Below are 1,104 nucleotides of genomic sequence, written 5' to 3' on the forward strand. Positions count from 1 at the left end.
GACAACAAAGTAACGAAAAGAGGGCTGACTTCCTGATACAGGAGCCAGCCCTTAATTTATTACTTCAAAAATTTTTATCGGACACCAATAAAAAAGAGTAAACCTCTGTAATTCTTGCCCCAACGCTCTGCAAATGTACACAATTTCTCAAATGCCTTAATGGAAGTAAGTCCTGTACCTAGAGTAATCCAACTCCTGCTTCATCTGAGCTTTATCCCTCTTTGACACGGCATTAAGGGCTTGTCGTTTGAAATGGACAACATATAACTGATGGTCTACATGAGGGAAAGCCGAGCAAATAGCTCGTTCAATGCCCTGTAGCGCATCTGAGATAATCAGGTCTATCTGTTCCACGACCTGGGTTTTGAGAGCTTTCAACTCCGCTTCCCAATTCAACGCTCCCTCTGTGGGATGATTCACCACACAAAGCACCTCGCGCCTACCATCAGGAAGCAAGTCCGGCATCGTGTTAGTAGGCTATCTTAGAGACACTATCCTCTCGCCGAGTAAAGATAAACGTTGCATCAATGTACACTGCCAAATAGTGGGGCGACAATTTGCGCTCTAACCACTTGTATATCTCTGCCTTACTCATATTGGAGAGGAAGCTCACTCGCTGTTTACTATAGTGATGACTGTAAAGGCGTTCGCACACTGCTCCAATATCTTCGCACGAAAGTCCACGGGTATAAAGTTCATGGAAGAGAAAGGCGCATTCGCTTTCTTGATGGGAGAGAATGCTCAAAATTAGGGGCTGAAAAGTCCCTGAACGGGTCTGTGGAATGCGAAGCTCAAAGCATAGCCTCGCCATCGACGTGAACGGAAACCATTGCACTGTTCTCCTTTATGCTCTTCGACAAAAAGAGCACGTTCTTGCTTCGAGAAGGCGTTCAATAATACACGAATAAACTCGTTAATACCAGACTCTGATTATAGCATTTCCGAAATAATTACACTTTTTCAGGACACCACGTGCTCTTACAACTGAAAAATACATACAACCCACCATTATCGCTTACCTCGAGAACTCATGGTAAAATTCAGCTCCATCTTCAGCAACAGGCTTTTATCTCATCCAACCGGCAAGAAGGAGTTATCTCTCAT

1 pseudogene is annotated in these 1,104 nt (G+C 44.1%); it reads right to left on the bottom strand.

What is annotated here, in order from left to right:
- Positions 1–77 precede the first annotated feature (77 nt).
- Positions 78–939: pseudogene (locus tag A3GI_RS12010) on the bottom strand (IS256 family transposase); the annotation flags it as partial.
- Positions 940–1,104: the final 165 nt, after the last annotated feature.

Origin of the sequence: Porphyromonas macacae DSM 20710 = JCM 13914 (genome assembly GCF_000379945.1) — a bacterium.
In the GTDB taxonomy this organism is placed as follows: domain Bacteria; phylum Bacteroidota; class Bacteroidia; order Bacteroidales; family Porphyromonadaceae; genus Porphyromonas; species Porphyromonas macacae.